Raw genomic sequence first — 2,735 nt, 5'->3', positions numbered from 1 at the left:
ATTTAGTTGTTGCAAGTCAGCTTGTTGCTTAGCGTCGTCTTGTTGGTGTTTGTTGTTTGTCCTATAAGTGTCATTTATAGTCTGCTGGTCGTATTCTTCTTGTTTTATCCGGTATGCAGAGTCGATAAACTGGTGGAATTTATCAATTCGATCTCCTTCCTGATAGTATTTTCCCAACATATTCCGTATCAGAAACCTTGCAGCATCTTCTTTCTGTTTATCTCCTTGATAATGTTGTATAACTTTTTCAAGTTGCTGCCGGTTATTTCCTGCGGTTTGTAAGGCTAATTCCATAATTTTCAAAAATCTGTCCCATCTGAATTTATCCGTATATGGGTCTACCGATTTCCATATAATCCATGCTTTCCCGACGATATATTCTTCAGGCAGTAATCCCCAATAACGTGAATCCTGCGAGTTCATGCCTTTGTCGCCTGCCATGAAATAATAGTTTTCTTGGAAACGATATCCGTAGATCGGCTTTCCGTTAAGAAAAGTCATAGAATCTTTGTATTGAAGGCTTTCCTGTTGTTCCCATTCGATCAGTTTTTTATATAACCGGAAGTTTGTACGATCTAAAGTAACGGAATCGCCTTTTGCCGGTATATAGAGCGGTCCGAAATCCTTGATGTTCCAACCAATGATGCTGTCGAATGGGAAACTCTGGAATATACCGTCTTGAAATTTCTCAGTTGCTGCTATTCCTTTTTGTGACTCCATATTGCCGAGAGGCGTTTGTACGCCTTCCACATGAAAGAATCCGTTTCGGATGAATAGGGTATCTCCCGGTATTCCGACACACCGTTTGATGTAATATTTGAGTATATGCATTTCAATTTTATCCCAACTGTTGGGATGCGGAAAATTGAAAACCAGAATATCATTGCGTTTTATCTTATTGAAACCTGGAATGCGATAAATATCTGTCTGTTCGTTTCTCATGGAGGCAAACAGGTTGAATAAGCGAGGTCCAACGGTCGGTTTCCAGACAAGTATATTGTCTCCTGTAATTAATCCCGGTTCCATCGAATCGCTGGGGATTTTGAAAGAGGCAAAGATAAATACCTGTAAAACAAACCATAGAGTAACTGTCATACATAGCCAGAAGATTATATTGATGGCTTTGTTGATCAGGTTGTGTATTTTTCTATTCTCTTTCATCGAATTAATAGCTTTTTATACTGTCGTTTTCAATAAAAAATATCCGTTGGTTAACGATCCTTTCCGGAATAGTGAACCATAATAATGCATTAGCAGGTATTTGATCGTATGTTTGTGTCGTATCAGTTGAACTTGCATATTCTAACGGGATAAAACGTTCTTTCTCTGTATCCCAAAAGTGTAATGTATGTTCCTGATCCAGTTTTTTCTTACGCTTATTCAATGTGAATGTTTGTTTATGCTCTTTTTGAGGGATAAATTTACGAATATTTCCATCTTTATCCGTATAAAAAGGAGCAGTAATATTTCGTAATTTATTTCCATCCGGTGAATCGGCAACCATAAATATATTATCTCCAACAACGTTTTCGAAAAAACAAACGGTATCTTTTCTATGTCCGATCGCTATCGGGCACCATTCATAATAGTTATAAGTACATAAATAGACTTGATTTGATTTTCCTTTTTTTCCGTTGTTTTTGTCGACAGAAACCTTTATCAATGTCGTTTTATCCAGATATTCATTAGTAACATCATAGATTAGAGGACTTTTTAGAGTCGTAACATATCCGTCGTCTTTTTTATCTATTATAGAAAAGTCAGGATCAAAACGTGAACGATATACTTTAGCCGGTCGTCTATGTCTGACTTCTGAGAAAGAGCGGGCATGTGTGTCGGGTTGATCTTCTCCCGGTCCGAAGCTGTAGAATTTTCCATTGTCTAAAACTACGCACCAGCTATGGCCCAAGTCCATTTTAGTCCAGGTCGTTTGTTCTACTGTAACCGGAATGCCGCAAGCTCTCATTATAAAAGTACCCAGATTGCATAATCCTTCGCATTGGCTGATTCTGGAACGGTAGGTTTCGTCAATGGTCGGATAGAGTGGAAGACCAGTCTGTCCATATTTCATAATGCCTTTCAGATGCTCATTAAGTACGAAGCATGCCTCTAAGGGAGTTTTTACTTTCGCTGAATCCAGTATGGGAACGAAACGTTCCATAATTTCTCTTCTCAAATGAGAAACCTCTTCACATTGTGCGCGGTAGGGGAGGATGTATTTACAGAAATCATTGAATGAAACATTTTTTGCCATGGCTTTTGCCAGACAGTAAAAGCCAGTTCTATGTTATCAATAAGAAAGTGACTGTCAAGTGTCGATATATCGTATTTGTTATATGTTTTGATTTTGTATCCTCTTCTTGTTAATGAGTCACAGTGACTTTTTACGGATTGAAATCCGTCGAAATTTACAACGTCCGGTCGATATCGTTCTTTTTCGGAAGAAGTATAATATTGTTCCTGTGTGAAATGATAGGACATATTCTCAATCAGGAAACGAGCAGCAGCGAGTTTTGTTGAATCCTTTTCATAATGGCTAAATACTTTTTCAAGTTCTTGCCGGTTTTCTTGGGCATTCTCGAGAGCTTGTTCCATTTTTTTATCATGCTGCGTAGTACAAGCTATTAGAAAAACAACTAATAAGATGTTTATACCTTTTGTAAAAAGATTTTTCATCAACAATCCCCTATTTACTTTATTTCTCAGATTGTCGGCATATGTGTTTGTTTATTTAT

2 protein-coding genes and 1 pseudogene are annotated in these 2,735 nt (G+C 37.6%); all 3 read right to left on the bottom strand.

Features of this window, described 5'->3' with window-relative positions; translation table 11 throughout:
• Window positions 1-291: 291 nt before the first annotated feature.
• Window positions 292-1,161 (bottom strand): annotated as a pseudogene (lepB, locus tag DXA15_RS24750) (signal peptidase I); the annotation flags it as partial.
• 4 nt (window positions 1,162-1,165) lie between these two features.
• Window positions 1,166-2,254, bottom strand: coding sequence for a transglutaminase-like domain-containing protein (locus DXA15_RS24745; protein ID WP_233567631.1), 1,089 nt, complete (start codon window positions 2,252-2,254; stop codon window positions 1,166-1,168).
• Window positions 2,173-2,676: a hypothetical protein gene (locus tag DXA15_RS27440; protein WP_233567630.1), complete on the bottom strand. Its 504-nt coding sequence runs from the start codon at window positions 2,674-2,676 to the stop codon at window positions 2,173-2,175. The genes DXA15_RS24745 and DXA15_RS27440 overlap by 82 nt, the downstream gene beginning before the upstream one ends.
• Window positions 2,677-2,735: the final 59 nt, after the last annotated feature.

The organism is Parabacteroides sp. AM58-2XD (genome assembly GCF_003463685.1).
GTDB classification, from domain to species: Bacteria; Bacteroidota; Bacteroidia; order Bacteroidales; family Tannerellaceae; genus Parabacteroides; species Parabacteroides segnis.
This window is presented reverse-complemented; position numbering and strand designations above follow the sequence as displayed.

Bases quoted from the DNA above. Each gene is read 5' to 3' on its own strand.
- DXA15_RS24745 (WP_233567631.1), bottom strand. From the start codon at position 2,254: ATGGCAAAAAATGTTTCATTCAATGATTTCTGTAAATACATCCTCCCC.
- DXA15_RS27440 (WP_233567630.1), bottom strand. From the start codon at position 2,676: ATGAAAAATCTTTTTACAAAAGGTATAAACATCTTATTAGTTGTTTTT.